The organism is Streptomyces sp. DSM 120436, assembly GCF_055778765.1.
The window spans coordinates 3,712,674-3,729,533 of record NZ_JBSKBS010000001.1; the positions used below are offsets into that span (position 1 = coordinate 3,712,674).

Consider the following 16,860-nt stretch of genomic DNA (forward strand, 5'->3'; position numbering starts at 1 on the left):
CCACCCTCGGTGTGTCCCCGCCCCGCCCGGCCGTGATTACGTACCGCCCATGACTGCGATCAGAGTGCTCCTCGTCGACGACGACCCGCTGGTGCGGGCCGGGCTGTCCTTGATGCTGGGCGGCGCCGACGACATCGAGATCGTCGGTGAGGCCGCCGACGGCGGCGAGGTCGAGGCGCTCGTCGACCGCACCCGGCCGGACGTCGTCCTCATGGACATCCGCATGCCGTTGGTCGACGGGCTCAGCGCGACCGAGGCGCTGCGCCGCCGCGAGGACGCCCCGCAGGTCGTCGTGCTCACCACCTTCCACGCCGACGACCAGGTGCTGCGCGCGCTCCGCGCGGGCGCGGCCGGGTTCGTGCTCAAGGACACCCCGCCCGCCGAGATCGTCGCCGCGGTGCGGCGCGTCGCGGCCGGCGACCCGGTGCTGTCGCCCGCGGTCACCCGGCAGCTGATGACCCACGCGGCCGGCGGCGCGGGGGACACCCGGCGCGCCCGCGCCCGTGACCGCGTCGCCGTCCTCAACGACCGCGAACGCGAGGTCGCCGTGGCGGTCGGCCGGGGTCTCGCCAACGCGGAGATCGCCGCCGAGCTGTACATGAGCGTGGCCACCGTCAAGACGCACGTCTCGCGCGTCCTGGCCAAGCTCGACCTCAACAACCGCGTCCAGATCGCGCTGCTCGCCCATGACGCGGGGCTGCTGGAGGGCACTGACAGTCCTTGACGCCCACCGCTTCGAGGACGCCCGCCGTACGACCCCCGTCGTCCGTGCCCGGCCTCGTCACCGCACGGAAGCCGCTGGACGCGCAGCCCTTCAGCCGGCTGCTCGGCGCCCCGCCGTCTTCGGCGACGGCGGGGCGCCCCCGGGGACCGGCCTCCGCCCGGCCACCGGCCGCCCCCTCCGCGCCCGCGCGACCGTCGTCCCCGCGGGCCGACGCCAGGCCGTCACCCGCCGTGACCTCCTCACGGTGACGGAGGACGACGAGGAGACGCTGTGCGCGGCGGCGCGGGGGGACCCGTCCTCCCGGTGGCGGTCCGGGCCCCGTGTCTCACGTGAGCGCCTCCTGGGCGCTGCCCAGCAGTTCCGCCGGACGGACCGGCCGGCGTTCCCGGCGGGACCGCTCGCACGCCTCCGCGATCAGCAGGGCCCGCAGGGCCTCACGGCCGTCGCAGGGGTTGGGGCGCTCGCCCCGCACCACCTCGACGAACGCGGTCAGTTCGGCCTCGTACGCGGGGGCGAACCGCTCCAGGAAGCCGGTCCACGGCTTGTCCGCCGCGGGCGGCCCGGTCGGCTCCGTGGACGCGATGGGCGTACGGTCGTCGAGGCCGACCACGATCTGGTCGCGCTCCCCGGCGAGCTCCATGCGCACGTCGTAGCCGGCGCCGTTCATCCGGGTCCCGGTGACCGTGGCGAGGGTCCCGTCGTCGAGGGTGAGCAGCGCCGCGCCGGTGTCGACGTCCCCGGTCTCGCGGAACACCGGGGGCCCCGCGTCCGACCCGGTGGCGTACACGTCGGCGACCTCCCGGCCGGTCACCCAGCGCAGCATGTCGAAGTCGTGGATGAGCGTGTCCCGGTACAGCCCGCCCGACTGCGCCAGGTGCCCGGCGTCCGGCGGCTGCGCGTCGCTGGTCATCGCCCGCACCGTGTGCAGCCGCCCCAGCCTGCCCGCCCGTACCGCCTCACGGGCGCCCGTGTAGCCCGTGTCGAACCGCCGCTGGAAGCCCATCTGCAGCACCGTCCCGGCGGTCTCCACCTCCGTGATCGCCTGTAACGTGCCGGCGATGTCCAGGGCGATGGGCTTCTCGCAGAACACCGGCAGTCCCGCGCGCGCCGCCCGCGCGATCAGGTCCGCGTGGGCGGAGGTGGCCGCGGTGATCACCACGGCGTCGACCCCCCAGGTGTAGATCTCGTCCACTCCCGGCGCCGCCGTCTCGCCGAGCCGGTGGGCGAGGGCCTGGGCCCGCGCCGGATCGACGTCCGTGAGGATGAGGGAACCCACTTCGCGGTGTCTGCTGAGTGTGTGGGCGTGAATGGTGCCGATACGGCCCGTACCGATGACCCCGATGCGCATGGAAACAAAGTGGGGCTCGCACCGCTCCCTGTCAATGCGCATGTCCGGACAACCGAACTACACGACTTCCCGTCAACAGCCCACGCAGATACGCTCGCTCCGTGCCCAAACCAGAAGTGGACCCGACCGTGCAGCTGGAGCTGAGCGTGGACCGCGGCTCCCCCGTGCCGTTGTACTTCCAGCTGGCCCAGCAGCTGGAGTCCGCCATCGAGCACGGCACCCTGACCCCCGGCAGCCTGCTGGGCAACGAGATCGAGCTGGCCGGGCGCCTCGGCCTGTCCCGCCCGACGGTCCGCCAGGCCATCCAGTCGCTCGTCGACAAGGGCCTGCTGGTGCGCCGCCGCGGCGTCGGCACGCAGGTCGTGCACAGCCAGGTCAAACGCCCGCTGGAGCTGAGCAGCCTCTACGACGACCTGGAGTCCGCCGGCCAGCGCCCCACCACGGCCGTGCTGGTCAACACCATGGTCGCCGCGTCCGCCGAGGTCGCCGCCGCGCTCGGGGTGGCCGAGGGCGGGGAGGTGCACCGCATCGAGCGGCTGCGCTCCGCGCACGGCGAGCCCATCGCGCACCTGTGCAACTACCTTCCGCCCGGCCTGCTCGACCTGGACACCGGCCAGCTCGAGGCCACCGGCCTGTACCGGCTGATGCGGGCCGCCGGGATCACCCTGCACAGCGCCCGCCAGACCATCGGAGCGCGGGCCGCCACCGCCGTCGAGGCCGAGCGGCTGCGCGAACAGCCCGGCGCCCCGCTGCTCACCATGCAGCGGGTCACCTTCGACGACACCGGCCGCGCGGTGGAGTACGGCACGCACACCTACCGGCCCGCGCGGTATTCCTTCGAGTTCCAGCTGCTCGTACGGAACTGACTCGCACGGGACCGGACCGGGCCGCTCGCGCGCATGATCGTCGCATTGTCCGGACAATGTGACGCGGTCCACGGGCGCAGGGTGCGCACACCTGATCCGGTGCGGACGCGAACGGCGGAGAGCCGCCTCCGCCCGCTTCCGGTGACGGGATCCGACGTATCCCGTCACCTGCCCGGTACCGCGATCGGCGGGCCCGTGCGGCAGAATCGCACCCGATGAGCACCTATCGCGACTTCACCGCCCCCATCGGCTCCCGGCGCGCCACCGTCCTCAGAACGGTCGGCACGCGGGAGCGCCGCTCCCACCTGTCGGCGCCCCGGGTCCCGACCGTGGGCATCGACATCGGCGGCACCAAAGTGATGGCGGGCGTCGTGGACGCCGACGGCAACATCCTGGAGAAGCTCCGCACGGAGACCCCGGACAAGTCCAAGAGCCCGAAGGTCGTCGAGGACACCATCGTGGAGCTGGTGCTGGACCTGTCCGACCGGCACGACGTGCACGCCGTCGGCATCGGCGCGGCCGGCTGGGTCGACGCCGACCGCAACCGGGTGCTCTTCGCCCCCCACCTGTCCTGGCGCAACGAACCCCTGCGGGACCGCCTCGCCGGCCGCCTCGCCGTGCCGGTCCTCGTCGACAACGACGCGAACTCCGCGGCCTGGGCCGAGTGGCGCTTCGGCGCCGGACGCGGCGAGGACAACCTCGTCATGATCACCCTCGGCACCGGCATCGGCGGCGCGATCCTCGAGGACGGCCAGGTCAAGCGCGGCAGGTACGGCGTCGCCGGCGAGTTCGGCCACATGCAGGTCGTCCCCGGCGGACACCGCTGCCCCTGCGGCAACCGCGGCTGCTGGGAGCAGTACAGCTCAGGCAACGCGCTGGTGCGCGAGGCGCGCGAGCTGGCCGCCGCCGACTCCCCGGTCGCCTACGGCATCATCGAGCACGTCAAGGGCAACATCGCCGACATCAGCGGCCCGATGATCACCGAGCTGGCCCGTGAGGGCGACGCCATGTGCATCGAGCTGCTCCAGGACATCGGCCAGTGGCTCGGCGTGGGCATCGCCAACCTGGCCGCCGCCCTCGACCCCTCCTGCTTCGTCGTCGGCGGCGGCGTCTCCGCGGCCGACGACCTGCTGATCGGGCCCGCCCGGGACGCCTTCAAGCGGCACCTCACCGGGCGCGGCTACCGCCCGGAGGCCCGCGTCGTGCGCGCCCAGCTCGGCCCCGAGGCCGGCATGGTCGGCGCCGCCGACCTCGCCCGCCTGGTCGCCCGCCGCTTCCGCCGCGCCAAGCGCCGCCGTGTCGAGCGGTACGAGCGCTACGAACGGTTCACGGAGGTCCGCCGCTCCATCTCGGAGGCGCTGTGACGGCCGAGCACCCTCCGCCGAGCGGCGACCCAGGCCGCCCTGACGGGACGGGCGGCCCCGGTGGCGCGGGCCGGGCGCATCCAGGCGAGGACCGCCGGCACATGATCCGCCGCCGCGCCCTCACCCTGCTGATCATCGTCCTGCTCATCGGCATCCCGGCCGGCTACCTGGTGATCTCCGCCAACCAGAGCCGGGCCAGCGGCAAGGACAAGGAGGCGCGGTACTCGGCGACCGGCCTCACCGAGGGCTGGCCGACCAAGCTCCAGCGCCGCATCTACGAAGTGCCGGTGCCGCACCCGGCCTGGTGGGTCGCCTCGTACGAGACGAACAACTGGAAGACCAGCCGCCTGTACGTCGAGTTCGAGACCAGCGACGCGGGCCTGACCGCCTTCCTCACCAGCATGGGCATGTCGGAGAAGGACCTGAAGAAGGACCGCCTGCCCATCGCCGAGCGCGACCGCGACGTCACCGGCTGGACCTTCGAGGGCCCCGGCACCTGGTCCGGCCTGGTGCACAAGCAGAAGAACCCCGCGCCCACGCACGAGGTGGTCGTCAACCACGACAAACCCGGCTATCCCCGCGTGTACGTCGTGGCCCGCACCGTGCCCTGACCCGGCCGCCGGAGCCGATTGTCGGACCCCGCCCGTAGAGTCGGGGACGACTGGTCCGGCAGGCGGGCGGGGAGGTGACAAGGCGTATGGGCGAGGCGACCGTGACGGCGGCGGCCGAGCGGGCCGTGGCGGCCGGAGGGCCCGGCGGACCCGTCCCGTCCCCGCGCCTCCCGGCCGTGTTCCTGCCGGCGCCCCTCCCGCGCGACGGACGGGTCGTCTTCTACGACCCCGAGGGCGGGGGAGCGCCTCCCGAGGGGACTGAGGAGGCTGGAGGGCTTCCCGAGGCGGCGGGATCGTCCTTCGAGGGTGCCGGCGAGGTCCCCGAGGGTGCCGTCGGCGCCCGCCGCACGGGTCTCACCGTCGTCCGCCCGCACGGCGCGGGAGTGCGCCGCCGCAGCGTTCCCGCCCTGTCGCTGCCCGTGGACGAGGCCCTGCCCCTGCTGGTCCGCGCCCGGCACGATCCGGCCGCCCACCCCGCGACCGCCTGCTGGGGCGCCGCCGCCCTGCACGCCCTGCGGCTCACCGCCCGCGGCCGCCTGCTGCCCGGCCTCACCGCGGAGGGGTACGACGCCTGGCGCGCCGGCCCGCTCGAACCGGACGACGTGGCGCACCTGCGCGCGGTGGCCGCCGCCCTCCCCTACGAGGGCCACGCGGTGCCGCTGCCCGGCCCGGGCCCCCTGCGTCTGCCCCAGCCGGAAGCCCTGGTGCGCGCCTTCCTGGACGCGGTCGCCGACACCCTGCCCCGCACGCCCGCCGCGCCCTACGCCTCCGGACCGCCGTTCGCCGCGCGGCGGCCCCAGCGGCTGCCCGACGCCCGCGACTGGGCCGCCGAGGTCGCGGCCGGCATGGACGCCGGCGTGCGGATCTCGCTCCGCCTGGACCTGTCCGCCCACGACCTCTTCGACACCGGGGAGACGGCAGGCGGCGGGGGTGGCGGCGCGCGGGGGGCGGGCGCGGCGATCGTGCAGGTGCACAGCCTCTCCGACCCCACCCTGGTGGCCGACGCGGCGGCCCTCTGGTCGGGCGAGGCCGACCACGGCTTCGGGCCCCGCGCGCGCGTGGACGCCGCCCTCGCGGTGCGCCGCGCCGCCCGCGTCTGGCCCCCGCTGGACCGGCTCGCCGACCAGGACGTCCCGGACGTACTGGCGCTGTCCGAGGACGAGTTGAGCGACCTGCTCGGCGTGGCGGCCACCCGGCTCGCGGCGGCCGGGATCGCCGTGCACTGGCCGCGCGACCTCGCGCAGGACCTCACCGCCACGGCGGTCGTCCGGTCCGCCCCCGGCTCGGCGACCGACGGCACCGGCTTCTTCGAGAGCGAGGACCTGCTGCGGTTCGGCTGGCAGATCGCCCTGGGCGGCGACCCGCTCACCGAGGCCGAGATGGACGCCCTGGCCGAGGCGCACCGCCCCGTGGTCCGGCTGCGCGACCAGTGGGTGCTGGTCGACCCCGCCCTCGTCCGCAAGGCCCGCAAACGGGACCTCGGGCTGCTCGACCCGGTCGACGCGCTGTCCGTCGCCCTCACCGGGGAGGCGGAGGTGGACGGCGAGACGGTGGAGGCGGTGCCCGCCGGGACCCTGGCCGTCCTCCGCGACCGCCTGACCGCGGGCGTGCGGCCCGCCGAGCCCCCGCCCGGCCTCGACGCCACCCTGCGCGACTACCAGCTCCGCGGCCTGGCCTGGCTGGACCTCATGACCTCCCTCGGCCTGGGCGGCTGCCTCGCCGACGACATGGGCCTCGGCAAGACGGTCACCCTCATCGCCCTGCACCTCACAAGGGCCCGCCCCGAACCCACCCTGGTGGTCTGCCCCGCGTCCCTGCTCGGCAACTGGCAGCGGGAGATCACCCGGTTCGCCCCCGGCGTGCCCGTACGCCGCTTCCACGGCGCCGACCGCACCCTGGACGGGACGGGCGGCGGCTTCGTCCTCACCACCTACGGCACCATGCGCTCCGCCGCGCCCACCCTGGCGGAACAGCGGTGGGGCATGGTCGTCGCCGACGAGGCGCAGCACGTCAAGAACCCGCACTCGGCGACCGCCAGGGCCCTGCGCACCATCCCGGCCCCGGCCAGGGTGGCCCTCACCGGCACACCCGTGGAGAACAACCTCTCCGAGCTGTGGGCCCTCCTCGACTGGACCACCCCCGGCCTCCTCGGCCCCCTGAAGTCCTTCCGCGCCCGGCACGCGCGCGCGGTGGAGACCGGCGAGGACGAGCAGGCGGTCGAGCGGCTGGCCCGTCTGGTCCGCCCCTTCCTGCTCCGGCGCAAGAAGTCCGACCCGGGCATCGTCCCCGAGCTGCCGCCCAAGACGGAGACGGACCACCCGGTGCCGCTCACCCGTGAACAGGCCGCGCTGTACGAGGCGGTGGTGCGCGAGTCGATGCTCGCCATCGAGACCGCGCGGGGGATCGGGCGCCGCGGCCTGGTGCTGAAGCTGCTGACCTCGCTCAAGCAGATCTGCGACCACCCCGCGCTGTACCTGAAGGAGGAGCACGCCCCGGCCGGGGACCGCCTCGCCGCCCGCTCCGGCAAACTCGCCCTGCTGGACGAGCTGCTGGACACGGTGCTCGCCGAGGACGGCTCGGCCCTCGTCTTCACCCAGTACGTCGGCATGGCCCGCCTGATCACCCGCCACCTCGCCGAGCGCGCCGTCCCGGTCGACCTGCTGCACGGCGGTACGCCGGTGCCGGAGCGGGAGCGGATGGTGGACCGCTTCCAGAGCGGCGCGGTCCCCGTTCTCGTCCTGTCCCTCAAGGCGGCCGGGACCGGCCTGAACCTCACCCGTGCCGGGCACGTCGTCCACTTCGACCGCTGGTGGAACCCGGCGGTCGAGGAGCAGGCCACCGACCGCGCGTACCGCATCGGGCAGACCCAGCCCGTCCAGGTCCACCGGCTCGTCACCGAAGGCACGGTGGAGGACCGTATCGCCGAGATGCTCCAGTCCAAGCGGGCCCTCGCGGACGCGATCCTCGGCTCGGGCGAGTCCGCGCTCACGGAACTGTCCGACCGTGAGCTGTCCGACCTGGTGTCCCTGCGGAGGACGACATGAGGCCCCGGCCGTCGGAGCAGGTGAGGGAGGCGCTGCGCGCGGCGCGTGAGCGGGGGTCCGGGGGAGCGGAGGCCCCGCCCGAGGAGGCGGGCTCCCCGGAGGAGCACACGGCCGCTCCGGCCGCTTCGGGGGCTCCTGCGGCTCCTGCGGCTCCTGCGAAGAAAGCCGCGCAGGCCGGTCCGCCCGCCCCGGCCGACCGCCCGACCCGCCCGTCCGACGCGGCCCGGGAAGCGCTGCGCCGCACCCTGCGGGCGCGGCGCGAGACCTCCGCGGCGCCGGCCGGCGCGGACGCCGGTGAGCTCCGGGCGACCTCGGACACGGTCGCCGGGGGAGCGGCGAGCGGTGGGCGTCGGCATGCGGAACAGGCGTGCTCCGGGGAGGTCGAAGGGGCGCGGCACGGCGAGAGGGCGCCTGCCGGAACCGGCGACGGGCCGTCGCACGTGAGGAAGGCGCCCTCCGGAGACGCGGTGGGCGAGGCCCCGTCCTCCGCGAGCGAGGTCCAGCCCGCCGGAGGAGAAGCGCCCGGCGCGGCGCGTCCGCGCGGCGCGGAGGAGGGTTCCGCCGACGCGGCGGACACGGCCGCACCGGCGTCGGACGGGACCCCGACGAGTGCGCCGCGCCCCGGCGCGCTGCCCCGTTCCGAGGACGCCACCGGTGACGACGACGCGTCGGCTGCCGTCCCGGGGGACGCGGCCGGCCGTGCCCCCACGCGGGACGCGGCCGGCCCGGCCGGCCGAGCACCGGCCGCCGCCCCGGACGGGCACGAGGCGTCCGCTCCGGACGGGCACGAGGCGTCCGCTCCGACTGACGACACCGAGCCGCGCCCGACCCCCCGTCCTGGGGACATCGCACGGGAGGCGTTGCGCGCCGCCCGTGAGGAGCGGGCGCGGGCCCGCGCCCGCGAGCAGGTGGAGGCGGCCCAGCGCCCCCGCCGCGACCCCGCGCCCCGCGTCCCGCGCACCACCCGGGGCGACCGCGCCGCCGACCGCCGCGCCCGCGAGATCCGGGAGACCTTCGCCGACGCCTTCCGCATGCCCGACACGGCGGACGACGCGACACCCGCCGCCTCCGCCGACGTGGACGCCCGGCCCGGGAGCACCCCGAGGCGCGGCCCCGACACCGAGCGGCCCGCCGCGCCTGCTTCCCCCGAGCCGGCCCCCGCCCCGGACGGAGGACCCGCCGTCCCCGGCGGGGGACCCGCTTCCGCTGTCGATCCGGGACCGGCTCCCGCCACGGGCCAGGGACCGGACGGCGCCGCCGGACGGGCGGCGCCCCCCGCCACCCCGCGCTCCATGGCCGCCCCCGCCCGGGACGGCGACCACCGCCGTACCTTCCCGCCGTTCCCGCCCCGCTCCTCGGGGGGCGACGGCGAGGCGTTCGCCGAGACCTGGTGGGGGAGGGCGTGGGTCACCGCGCTGGAGGACGGCGCGCTGGACCCCGCGCGCCTCGCCCGCGGACGCGGCTACGCCGAGCAGGGCCACGTGGACGCCATCACCGTCACGCCGGGACTGGTCCTGGCGTACGTGCAGGGCAGCCGCCCCAGGCCGTACCGGGTGCAGGTGCGGCTGCGGACGTTCGACGACGCCGGCTGGGAGCGGTTCCTGGACGCCGCCGCGGACCGTCCCGGCCACATCGCGGCCCTGCTGGACAAGGAGATGCCGCAGTCCCTCGCCGACTGCGGCGTCCCCCTGCTGCCCGGCCCGGGTGACCTCGCGCCGCACTGCAGCTGCCCCGACTCGGGTCACCCGTGCAAGCACGCGGCGGCCCTCTGCTACCAGACGGCCCGGCTGCTGGACGCCGACCCGTTCGTGCTGCTCCTCCTGCGCGGGCGCGGCGAGCGCGAGGTGATCGACGCGCTGTCCCGGCTCAGCGCGGCCCGCGCCGCCCGAGCCGCCCAGGGACGGGAACCGGAGCCGCTGCCCGGCATACGCGCCACCGACGCCGTGTCCCGGCGCGGACCCGGACTCCCGCCGCTGCCCGCGCCGTTGCCGCCTCCCCAGCACCCGGAGCAGCCGCCCGCCTACCCGGCGTCCCCGGGCGGCCCGGACCCGTTCGCGCTGGACCAGCTCGCCACCGACGCGGCGGCCCGCGCGCACGCCCTGCTCACCACCGGCCGCGACCCGGTCGGCCCGCTCACCCTGTGGCACGACGCCGTACGCCTGGCCGCCGCCCGCCCCGGCTCGGGGCTGACCGCCGGCACCCGCGCGCTGTACGCGTCCCTCGCGCGGGCGGCCGGCCGCACCCCCGGCGACCTGGCGCGCGCGGTCGCCGCGTGGCGGCAGGGCGGGCCGACCGGACTGGCCGTGCTGGAGGAGCCGTGGGATCCGCCGGCCGGCCGCTTCGACCGCGCCCGCCCGCTGCTGCTCGCCGCGGACCTCCCCGCCTTCCGGCCCTGGCGCAACCGCCTCACCCACCCCCGCGGTCACGTCCAGCTCCGCCTCGGCCGCGACCACCTCTGGTACGCGTACGAGTCCGAGCCGGGCCAGGACGACTGGTGGCCCCGAGGCACCCCCGACCCCGATCCGGTCGGCGCCCTCACCGGCCTGGACACCCTCGGCGACGTCTGACGGCCGCCCGGCCGGGAAGGCCCCCCCCGGCCCCTCCCCGCCCGGCCCTACCCCTCCCCGCTTCCGGACGCCGACGGCACCGGTACGTCCACCTGCCGCAGCTCCGCGAGGAGCACGCTCTGCCCGGCCAGCAGTTCGGTGAGGATCCGCCGGGCCGCGCGGAGCAGTTCGGCGACGTCGCCGCCGGCGAGGGCGTACGTCACGGTGGAGCCCTCCCGTACCGAGACGACGATGCCGGACCGGCGCAGCACCGCCAACTGCTGGGAGAGGCTGGACGGTTCGATGTCGATGTCGGCGAGCAGGTCCCGTACCGGCACCGGCCCGTGCTGCAACAGCTCCAGCACCCGGATGCGCACCGGGTGCCCCAGCATCCGGAAGAACTCTGCCTTGGCCTGGTAGAGGGGGACTTGCATGGGTGCGCGCTCCCTGCCGCGTCGGGGATGTTCTCCGGAACGCGGCGGCGCCCTCCGCGGGCGCCGCCGCACGATGTGCCGTCCTTCGCCTTCGCCGCCGATCCTGCGGGCTCGGCACGGCGCGCGCCCGCGGCTTGGGACCATGTTCATGTGGCGACTTGAAGAAGTCTTCACATCACGGGCGTGCGTCGGCCGGGCCCCGGGGCGGCTCACACTTCCAGTTGTTCCTCGACCCGCTTGAGCTGGTGGCGGGCCATCGCCAGGTTCGAGCGGGACTTGTCCAGGACCAGGTACAGGAACAGGCCGTTGCCGCTGCGGCCGGTGACCAGCCGGATCAGGTGGTACTGGGACTCGAGGGTGATGAGGATGTCCTCGATCTGCCCGGTGAGGCCCAGCAGTTCCATCGTGCGCACCTTGGCGCGGATCACATCGGTGTTGCCGGCCGCCGCGACGGTCAGGTCCAGGTCCTTCCCCCCGCCCAGCGTGCCCAGCGCCATGCCGCTCGAATAGTCGACGACGGCCGCACCCAGGGCCCCCTCGACATTGGTCATGATGTCCTTCAACGACACTTCCACACTCGCCACGGGCGTCTCCCTCTCCAGTCATGTGATGGTCGCGGCGGCCTCCAGGGGAAGCCCTTTCGCCTCGGCCGCGCTGGAACGCTAGGCGGGCGGGACGTGCCGGAGGGCGCGGGGTTCAGGGATGACCCGTAATGACCGAACGCTTGCGCAGGGGAACGATTGTTTGACCACAATCAGTTCGAAAACGCCGAGCGGACGAACGTGACGACGACACACACGATCAGGTGGCGTCCACCGGCTCCGCCGTCACGACGAGGGTGGCGGTGTAGCCGCCGCGCTCGGGCTCGAGGGGCGGGGCGCAGGTGATGAGGGTGAGCACCGGAGGCCCGGTGCGGCGGAAGGCGGACGGCGGCAGCTCGTCCTCGGGCACGGTGGCACGCGCGGTGACGCGGTGGGCGACGGGCTCGTCACCGTTCCTCCGCACCTCGACGGTGTCCCCGGCCCGTACGTCCCTCAGCGCGGCGAACTCGCCCAGGTCACCGGTCCCGCTGTCGAGGTGCCCCACCAGCACGGCCGACCCCTCGGTGCTGCCGGGAGCGGGACCGTAGCGGTACCAGCCGGCCACGGCCGGGTCGTCCGGCACGGTCATGTCCCCGCGCGGGGTCACGCCGACGTCCTCGACCCGGGCGTCGAGCCCGACCCGGGGGATCAGCACGCGTTCGGGCAGAGCCGCCGTCCACGGCCGTCCGTCCGGCCGTGGACGGCGGCGGCGCAGCGCCGGACGGCCTCCCGGTGACGCCCGTCGGCGCCGACGCCGATGCCGATGACGACGGCGCGGCGCCGAAGTCGGCGGGCGGGGCGGCCTGTCCCCGCCCGTGCGCCACCAGCAGCAGCCCGAGGACCACCGCCGTGACGGCGGCCGGAGCAGCGACCGTCACGGCCGGACCCCCGCGCCACCGCGAGGTGTCAGCCACGCTTGCCCGCGAAACGGCGGGCCGCCAGCACACCGGCCACGGCGACCGCACCGCCCGCGGCGGCCCAGCCCGGCGCCCAGTCCGCGGAGTTGGCCGAGACGGCGGTGCCGAGGACCACCGCCGTGACGGCGGCCGGAGCGGCGACCGTCACGGCCGGACCCCCGCGCCACCGCGAGGTGTCAGCCACGCTTGCCCGCGAAACGGCGGGCCGCCAGCACACCGGCCACGGCGACCGCGCCGCCCGCGGCGGCCCAGCCCGGCGCCCAGTCCGCGGAGTTGGCCGAGACGGCGGTGCCGTCACCGCCCGCGTGCACGGCCTTCGGCATGGACTCCATGCCGCTGAACTTCTGCGTGGCCAGGGCGAGGTTCTCGTCCTCGGCGCTGCCCCAGGCGTACACGACGGTGCCGGCGCCCTCCGCCACGTTCACCCCGGCCGGGCCGAGGGCCACGGTGTCCGTGCCGGCGAGCACCACGTCGGCGTTCACCGTGCCCGCGTCGACCACGGCGGTGTCCTCGTCCGGGTTCGTCAGGCCGGTGAAGACGGGTTCGCCGCCGGCGCGCACGTGCACGGCGGGTGCGGCGGCGATGTGCCGGCCCGTCAGCCGGGCCTTGCCCGCGTCGACCGCGGACACGTCGTCGGCGAACGCGGTCAGCCGGGGCGTGCCGTCGGCGGTGAGGGGGGGGGCGGCGATCGTGGCGGTGTCGCCCTCGCCGACCTCGACCTGCTTCTCCAGGGCCGGGGTGCCGTCGGGGCCCTGGCCCGCCTCGAAGATCTGGATGTCGTAGGTGCCGGCGTCGAGGGGCTGCGGCTCGGTCACCGTGCCGGGCTCGAAACCGGAGAGCAGTTCGTCGCCGTTGGCGTACACGTCGACCGTCATCCCGGGGATGCCGTGGACGACGGACACCACCGCCGTGTCCTGAGCGGCGGAGGGGGCCGTCATGGCGGGCGCGGCCCGCCCCCGGGGCCTGGCCGAGGCGGTGAGCGCGCTGGAGGGACTGGCGGTGCGCTGAGAAGCCTGGCGCTCAGGTCCGCCGCCGGACGTCTCCCCGGTGCCGGCGCCCGCGCGGCGGTGTCCGGTGACGTACGCGCTGCTGAGCAGTCGCCGCGGCCCGGTGTGTGGCGGCCGGAGGCGGGCAGGCCGGTCCACGCCGTGCGGTCGCACCGTCCGTGCGCCGTTCGCGGACCGTACCGGTGCGCGGCCGTCCCGCGGTCAGCCGACGAGGACGTGAGGGGAGGACTCCTTCGGCTTCGCGTTCGCCCACCGCATCCGGCGCACGGTGTCAGGGGGAGGGCAGGACCGGACGGTCGCGAGCAGTTCGGCGTCCTTCAGCCCCATCGGCCGTCGGAGTGAAACGGCGGGCTGCACGGCGTCACCGGCGTGTCGCGTGGCATGCATCCCCTGCCGGGCGCCGAAGAAGGGCTCTCCTGCCTGCTCCGCCCGCCGGCGGTGCGCGGTGGGCGGTGACGCCGCGGTGGCCGGACGCCGCACGAGACGCGGACGGCTTCGCCGGAAGGCGACGAAGACAGGGATCCACGCCGCGCCCGGAGACCGAGAAGGAGAGGCCGATCATGGGACATGGCGGAAACATCATCCAGGAACTGACCACGGACCACCGCGAGATGGACTCGCTCTTCGAACAGATCGAGGCGCTGCCCGCGGGTGAACAGCGGCGGCGCGATCTGGCGGACGAATTGACGAGGGAGTTGGTGCGGCACTCGGTGGCGGAAGAGGAACACCTGTATCCGGCGGTGCGCCGTTACGTCGACGGGGGCGACGATCTGGCCGACAAGGAGATCGCCGACCACAGCGAAGTCGAGCGCATGCTCAAGGAACTCGAAGGCTGTGAGCCCGGTGACGGCCGGTTCGACACCCTGATCGCGCAGCTGAAGAGGTCCGTCACCGAACACGTCGACGACGAGGAGAACCGGCTGTTCCCCCTGCTGGCCGACGTCTGTTCCGCCGCCGCCCTGCAGGAGTTGGGCGAGAAGGTGCGGGCGGCCAAGGAGACCGCGCCCACCCGACCGCACCCCGCCGCCCCCGACACACCGCCCGCCAACAAACTCCTCGCCCCGGGCGTCGGCATGGTCGACCGGCTGCGCGACGCGCTCACCGGCCGCGGCCGACAGGGCTGAAGGCCGACCGGACCGCGTCCGCCGTACCTGTCGCACGAGGCGCATGGGGCATGCCGGGAACACGCGCTCGGCTCCTGGCAGCACCACGGAGCAGTACACGGGACACCGAGACGTCGGTCCGCGCAGGTGGAAGACGTCCTTGGCCCGCGGCCCCTTCGTGCTCGCCCGGTCTCCCTGCTTCGGGGGACGGATGTGGCGCGGGAGGCCGAGGAGCGACGGCGCGCTGAAGGAGGGAGGGCGGGGTAAGCGGGCGGCATAGGACAACCAGTGATCACGCTGCGCGGCTCCGGCCGCCGCACCGTCGGAAGGAGCATCACCGTCATGTCCACGCATCACACCACCCCCGCGTCCGGCCGGACCAGGGTCCAGCAGGCCGCGCTCGCCGTCGGAGCGGTATTCCTCCTGGTGGGCGTTCTCGGCTTCATTCCCGGCGTCACGACCGACTACGACACCATGGAGTTCGCCGAGCATCACTCCGAGGCCAAGCTCCTGGGGATTTTCCAGGTGTCGATCCTGCACAACATCGTCCACCTGCTGTTCGGCCTCGCCGGCATCGTCATGGCCCGCGCGGCCTCCACCGCCCGCGCCTTCCTCATCGGCGGCGGTGTGATCTACCTGATCCTGTGGATCTACGGCCTGGTCATCGACCACGACAGCGCGGCGAACTTCGTGCCGGTCAACACGGCGGACAACTGGCTGCACTTCGTCCTGGGCGTCGGCATGATCGCCCTGGGCGTCCTTCTCACCCGCAGGCCCGCGCCGACAGCCCGCTGAAGCACAGCGGCCCGAGCCTGACGACGAGGGGACGCGGACGGTGGCGACACCGTCCCGGCTGGGCGCAGGCGTCTTCGCACCGCGGACGGGCCAGGGCGAGCAGAGCCCGACGTGCCGCGGAGAGACGTCGCCACCGCCCCTGATCTTCTGACGACGCACGGTCGGTCGTCCCGCCAGGAACCGCGGGATGCGGCTGGACGGGTCGGACGAAGCCCCGCCGGGGCCCGGCGGGGCTTCTGCGCACAGGTGCACAGGGGGGTGGCGGAGTGCAGCGGCCGGCGTGGGCGCCGTCGCACTCCGGCACTCCGCGGGCCAGGTCAGTCGTCCCCGGTGGTCCGGCTCACCAGTGCGCCGTACGCCAGCTGCAGCGCGTCCGCGCCCGCCAGTGCCGTGAGCGCGCCCATGGCGGTCCGGGTCGCCCTCGGCCACAGCAACTGGCCGGCGGTCAGGGTGGACACCACCCACACGCTCGTGCAGAACGGGCAGGTCACCAGCTCGCCGACGGCGTCCTTGCCGCCTTCCGGTTCCGCCTCCTCGTGCAGTTCGGCGGGACCCTGCGGGCCGACGTACCGCGTGAAGGGCGCACGCAGCGGACTGGTGACGGACGCCTTGCTCAGCAGCCTGCTGAGCCGGAAGGTGGCGACCGAGGTCAGGACCACGTCCCAGGGCTGGGGCCGGTCGGGCACGGGGGTCCCGCGCAGCCGTACCGCCGTGGCCCATGCCGCCGTGTACGCCCCGAATCCCGCCATGGACGCCAGATAACCGCCCAGCGGGCGGTCGTGCCCCGCGGAGTACCGTCGTCCGGTGCGCCGGGCAAGCCCGCGCAGGCGTGATGCGAGGCGGTTGTCAGCCGTCCTGCCGACCGCGGCGTCGCCTGTGGCGTCAGCCCTGTCGTCGGACGTGCTGGTCAGGGGATCCATGGGTCACACCCTCCTCCGCGGCGCCCGGCGGCCGCTCCGTCTCCCGGTAGTTGTCCGCGTGCTCCGCCCGGCCGTCCCGGCGCAGGCGCATCTCGACATGGCCGTCGGTGATCCGCGTGTCGAAGGCGGGCCGGGGAGCGGCGGCGGGGCCGCGTACGTTCCAGCCGTCGGGGAGACGGAGGACGCCTCCGCGCCAGGGGCACGGGAGACACCCGTCGGCAGTCGTCCCCTCGGACAGCGGTCCGGCGAGGTGGCCGCCCGGCATGCCGCCGGCTCCGACCGCCTCCACTCCCAGCAGGCCGTGGACCGCGCAGGGCCGCGGACAGCCGGCTGCCGATCGGCACCTGCGCCATCAGCGGACGCCCGGGGTGGCCCAGCCGCCTTCCGCGCAGCGCGTCCCGGCCGCGACCGGGCGGCAGGGCACGCACACCCCGGCCGATCGCGTCGATCAACGCGTCGGCCCGGGGGTCTCGTTCCAGGCGGTCCAGCAGCCGCAGGACCCGGCTCCGCCGCATCCGACGGCGTGGCGTCGTGGTCATGAGCAGCCGGGTCCCCGCCTGCGCATGCCGCAAACGGCCGGCCGGCCGGACGAACCCCCGC

The 16,860-nt window shown here is 75.2% G+C and carries 17 protein-coding genes; 8 read left to right on the forward strand and 9 right to left on the reverse strand.

Annotated elements, in window-relative coordinates:
- Window positions 1-49 precede the first annotated feature (49 nt).
- On the forward strand, window positions 50-724 hold the full coding sequence (locus ACWH4W_RS16610) for a response regulator transcription factor (protein WP_473076505.1): 675 nt from the start codon (window positions 50-52) through the stop codon (window positions 722-724).
- A 325-nt stretch (window positions 725-1,049) separates the two neighbouring features.
- Here ACWH4W_RS16610 and ACWH4W_RS16615 read toward each other — a convergent pair whose 3' ends face one another.
- Window positions 1,050-2,072: a Gfo/Idh/MocA family protein gene (locus ACWH4W_RS16615; protein ID WP_473076506.1), complete on the reverse strand. Its 1,023-nt coding sequence runs from the start codon at window positions 2,070-2,072 to the stop codon at window positions 1,050-1,052.
- Between the two features lie 128 nt (window positions 2,073-2,200).
- On the opposite strand from ACWH4W_RS16615, the gene ACWH4W_RS16620 reads away from it, so the two are divergent.
- The 5 genes from ACWH4W_RS16620 to ACWH4W_RS16640 all read left to right on the forward strand — a co-directional run bounded on the left by ACWH4W_RS16620 (window position 2,201) and on the right by ACWH4W_RS16640 (window position 10,524).
- Window positions 2,201-2,938 carry a GntR family transcriptional regulator gene (locus tag ACWH4W_RS16620; RefSeq protein ID WP_473077519.1) on the forward strand — a complete coding sequence of 246 codons (738 nt, stop codon included), beginning with the start codon at window positions 2,201-2,203 and terminating at the stop codon, window positions 2,936-2,938.
- A gap of 215 nt (window positions 2,939-3,153) precedes the next feature.
- Window positions 3,154-4,302, forward strand: a complete 1,149-nt coding sequence (locus ACWH4W_RS16625; RefSeq protein WP_473076507.1) for an ROK family glucokinase — start codon at window positions 3,154-3,156, stop codon at window positions 4,300-4,302.
- A complete protein-coding gene (locus ACWH4W_RS16630) occupies window positions 4,299-4,913 on the forward strand; it encodes a sugar kinase (RefSeq protein WP_473076508.1) in 615 nt (204 codons plus the stop codon). The genes ACWH4W_RS16625 and ACWH4W_RS16630 overlap by 4 nt, the downstream gene beginning before the upstream one ends.
- An 86-nt stretch (window positions 4,914-4,999) precedes the next feature.
- Window positions 5,000-7,957 carry a DEAD/DEAH box helicase gene (locus ACWH4W_RS16635; RefSeq protein ID WP_473076509.1) on the forward strand — a complete coding sequence of 986 codons (2,958 nt, stop codon included), beginning with the start codon at window positions 5,000-5,002 and terminating at the stop codon, window positions 7,955-7,957.
- 467 nt (window positions 7,958-8,424) lie between these two features.
- Complete coding sequence (locus tag ACWH4W_RS16640) at window positions 8,425-10,524, forward strand: SWIM zinc finger family protein (RefSeq protein ID WP_473076510.1); 2,100 nt, start codon at window positions 8,425-8,427, stop codon at window positions 10,522-10,524.
- A 47-nt stretch (window positions 10,525-10,571) separates the two neighbouring features.
- Here ACWH4W_RS16640 and ACWH4W_RS16645 read toward each other — a convergent pair whose 3' ends face one another.
- The 6 genes from ACWH4W_RS16645 to ACWH4W_RS16670 form a co-directional block, all read right to left on the reverse strand.
- Window positions 10,572-10,937 (reverse strand): ArsR/SmtB family transcription factor, encoded by a 366-nt coding sequence (locus tag ACWH4W_RS16645; RefSeq protein WP_473076511.1) that lies wholly within the window; start codon window positions 10,935-10,937, stop codon window positions 10,572-10,574.
- Between the two features lie 209 nt (window positions 10,938-11,146).
- The gene (locus ACWH4W_RS16650; RefSeq protein WP_106411751.1) at window positions 11,147-11,521 is read right to left on the reverse strand and encodes a roadblock/LC7 domain-containing protein; all 375 of its coding nucleotides are present in this window, start codon (window positions 11,519-11,521) and stop codon (window positions 11,147-11,149) included.
- Window positions 11,522-11,738: 217 nt separating this feature from the next.
- The gene (locus ACWH4W_RS16655; protein ID WP_473076512.1) at window positions 11,739-12,173 is read right to left on the reverse strand and encodes a class F sortase; all 435 of its coding nucleotides are present in this window, start codon (window positions 12,171-12,173) and stop codon (window positions 11,739-11,741) included.
- A 251-nt stretch (window positions 12,174-12,424) separates the two neighbouring features.
- Window positions 12,425-12,619: a hypothetical protein gene (locus ACWH4W_RS16660; RefSeq protein ID WP_473076513.1), complete on the reverse strand. Its 195-nt coding sequence runs from the start codon at window positions 12,617-12,619 to the stop codon at window positions 12,425-12,427.
- Window positions 12,612-13,373 carry a DUF4397 domain-containing protein gene (locus ACWH4W_RS16665; protein ID WP_473076514.1) on the reverse strand — a complete coding sequence of 254 codons (762 nt, stop codon included), beginning with the start codon at window positions 13,371-13,373 and terminating at the stop codon, window positions 12,612-12,614. The genes ACWH4W_RS16660 and ACWH4W_RS16665 overlap by 8 nt, the downstream gene beginning before the upstream one ends.
- Window positions 13,374-13,643: 270 nt before the next feature.
- Complete coding sequence (locus tag ACWH4W_RS16670) at window positions 13,644-13,769, reverse strand: hypothetical protein (protein ID WP_473076515.1); 126 nt, start codon at window positions 13,767-13,769, stop codon at window positions 13,644-13,646.
- A 233-nt stretch (window positions 13,770-14,002) separates the two neighbouring features.
- On the opposite strand from ACWH4W_RS16670, the gene ACWH4W_RS16675 reads away from it, so the two are divergent.
- Together ACWH4W_RS16675 and ACWH4W_RS16680 are read left to right on the forward strand one after the other, a co-directional pair.
- Window positions 14,003-14,566, forward strand: a complete 564-nt coding sequence (locus ACWH4W_RS16675) for a hemerythrin domain-containing protein (protein ID WP_473076516.1) — start codon at window positions 14,003-14,005, stop codon at window positions 14,564-14,566.
- Between the two features lie 321 nt (window positions 14,567-14,887).
- Window positions 14,888-15,340, forward strand: a complete 453-nt coding sequence (locus ACWH4W_RS16680; protein WP_473076517.1) for a DUF4383 domain-containing protein — start codon at window positions 14,888-14,890, stop codon at window positions 15,338-15,340.
- A 317-nt stretch (window positions 15,341-15,657) separates the two neighbouring features.
- Here ACWH4W_RS16680 and ACWH4W_RS16685 read toward each other — a convergent pair whose 3' ends face one another.
- Window positions 15,658-16,110, reverse strand: coding sequence for a DUF1360 domain-containing protein (locus tag ACWH4W_RS16685; RefSeq protein WP_473077520.1), 453 nt, complete (start codon window positions 16,108-16,110; stop codon window positions 15,658-15,660).
- Between the two features lie 112 nt (window positions 16,111-16,222).
- Entirely contained in the window at window positions 16,223-16,525 is a 303-nt protein-coding gene (locus ACWH4W_RS16690) for a Rieske (2Fe-2S) protein (protein ID WP_473076518.1), read from the reverse strand.
- Window positions 16,526-16,860 lie beyond the last annotated feature (335 nt).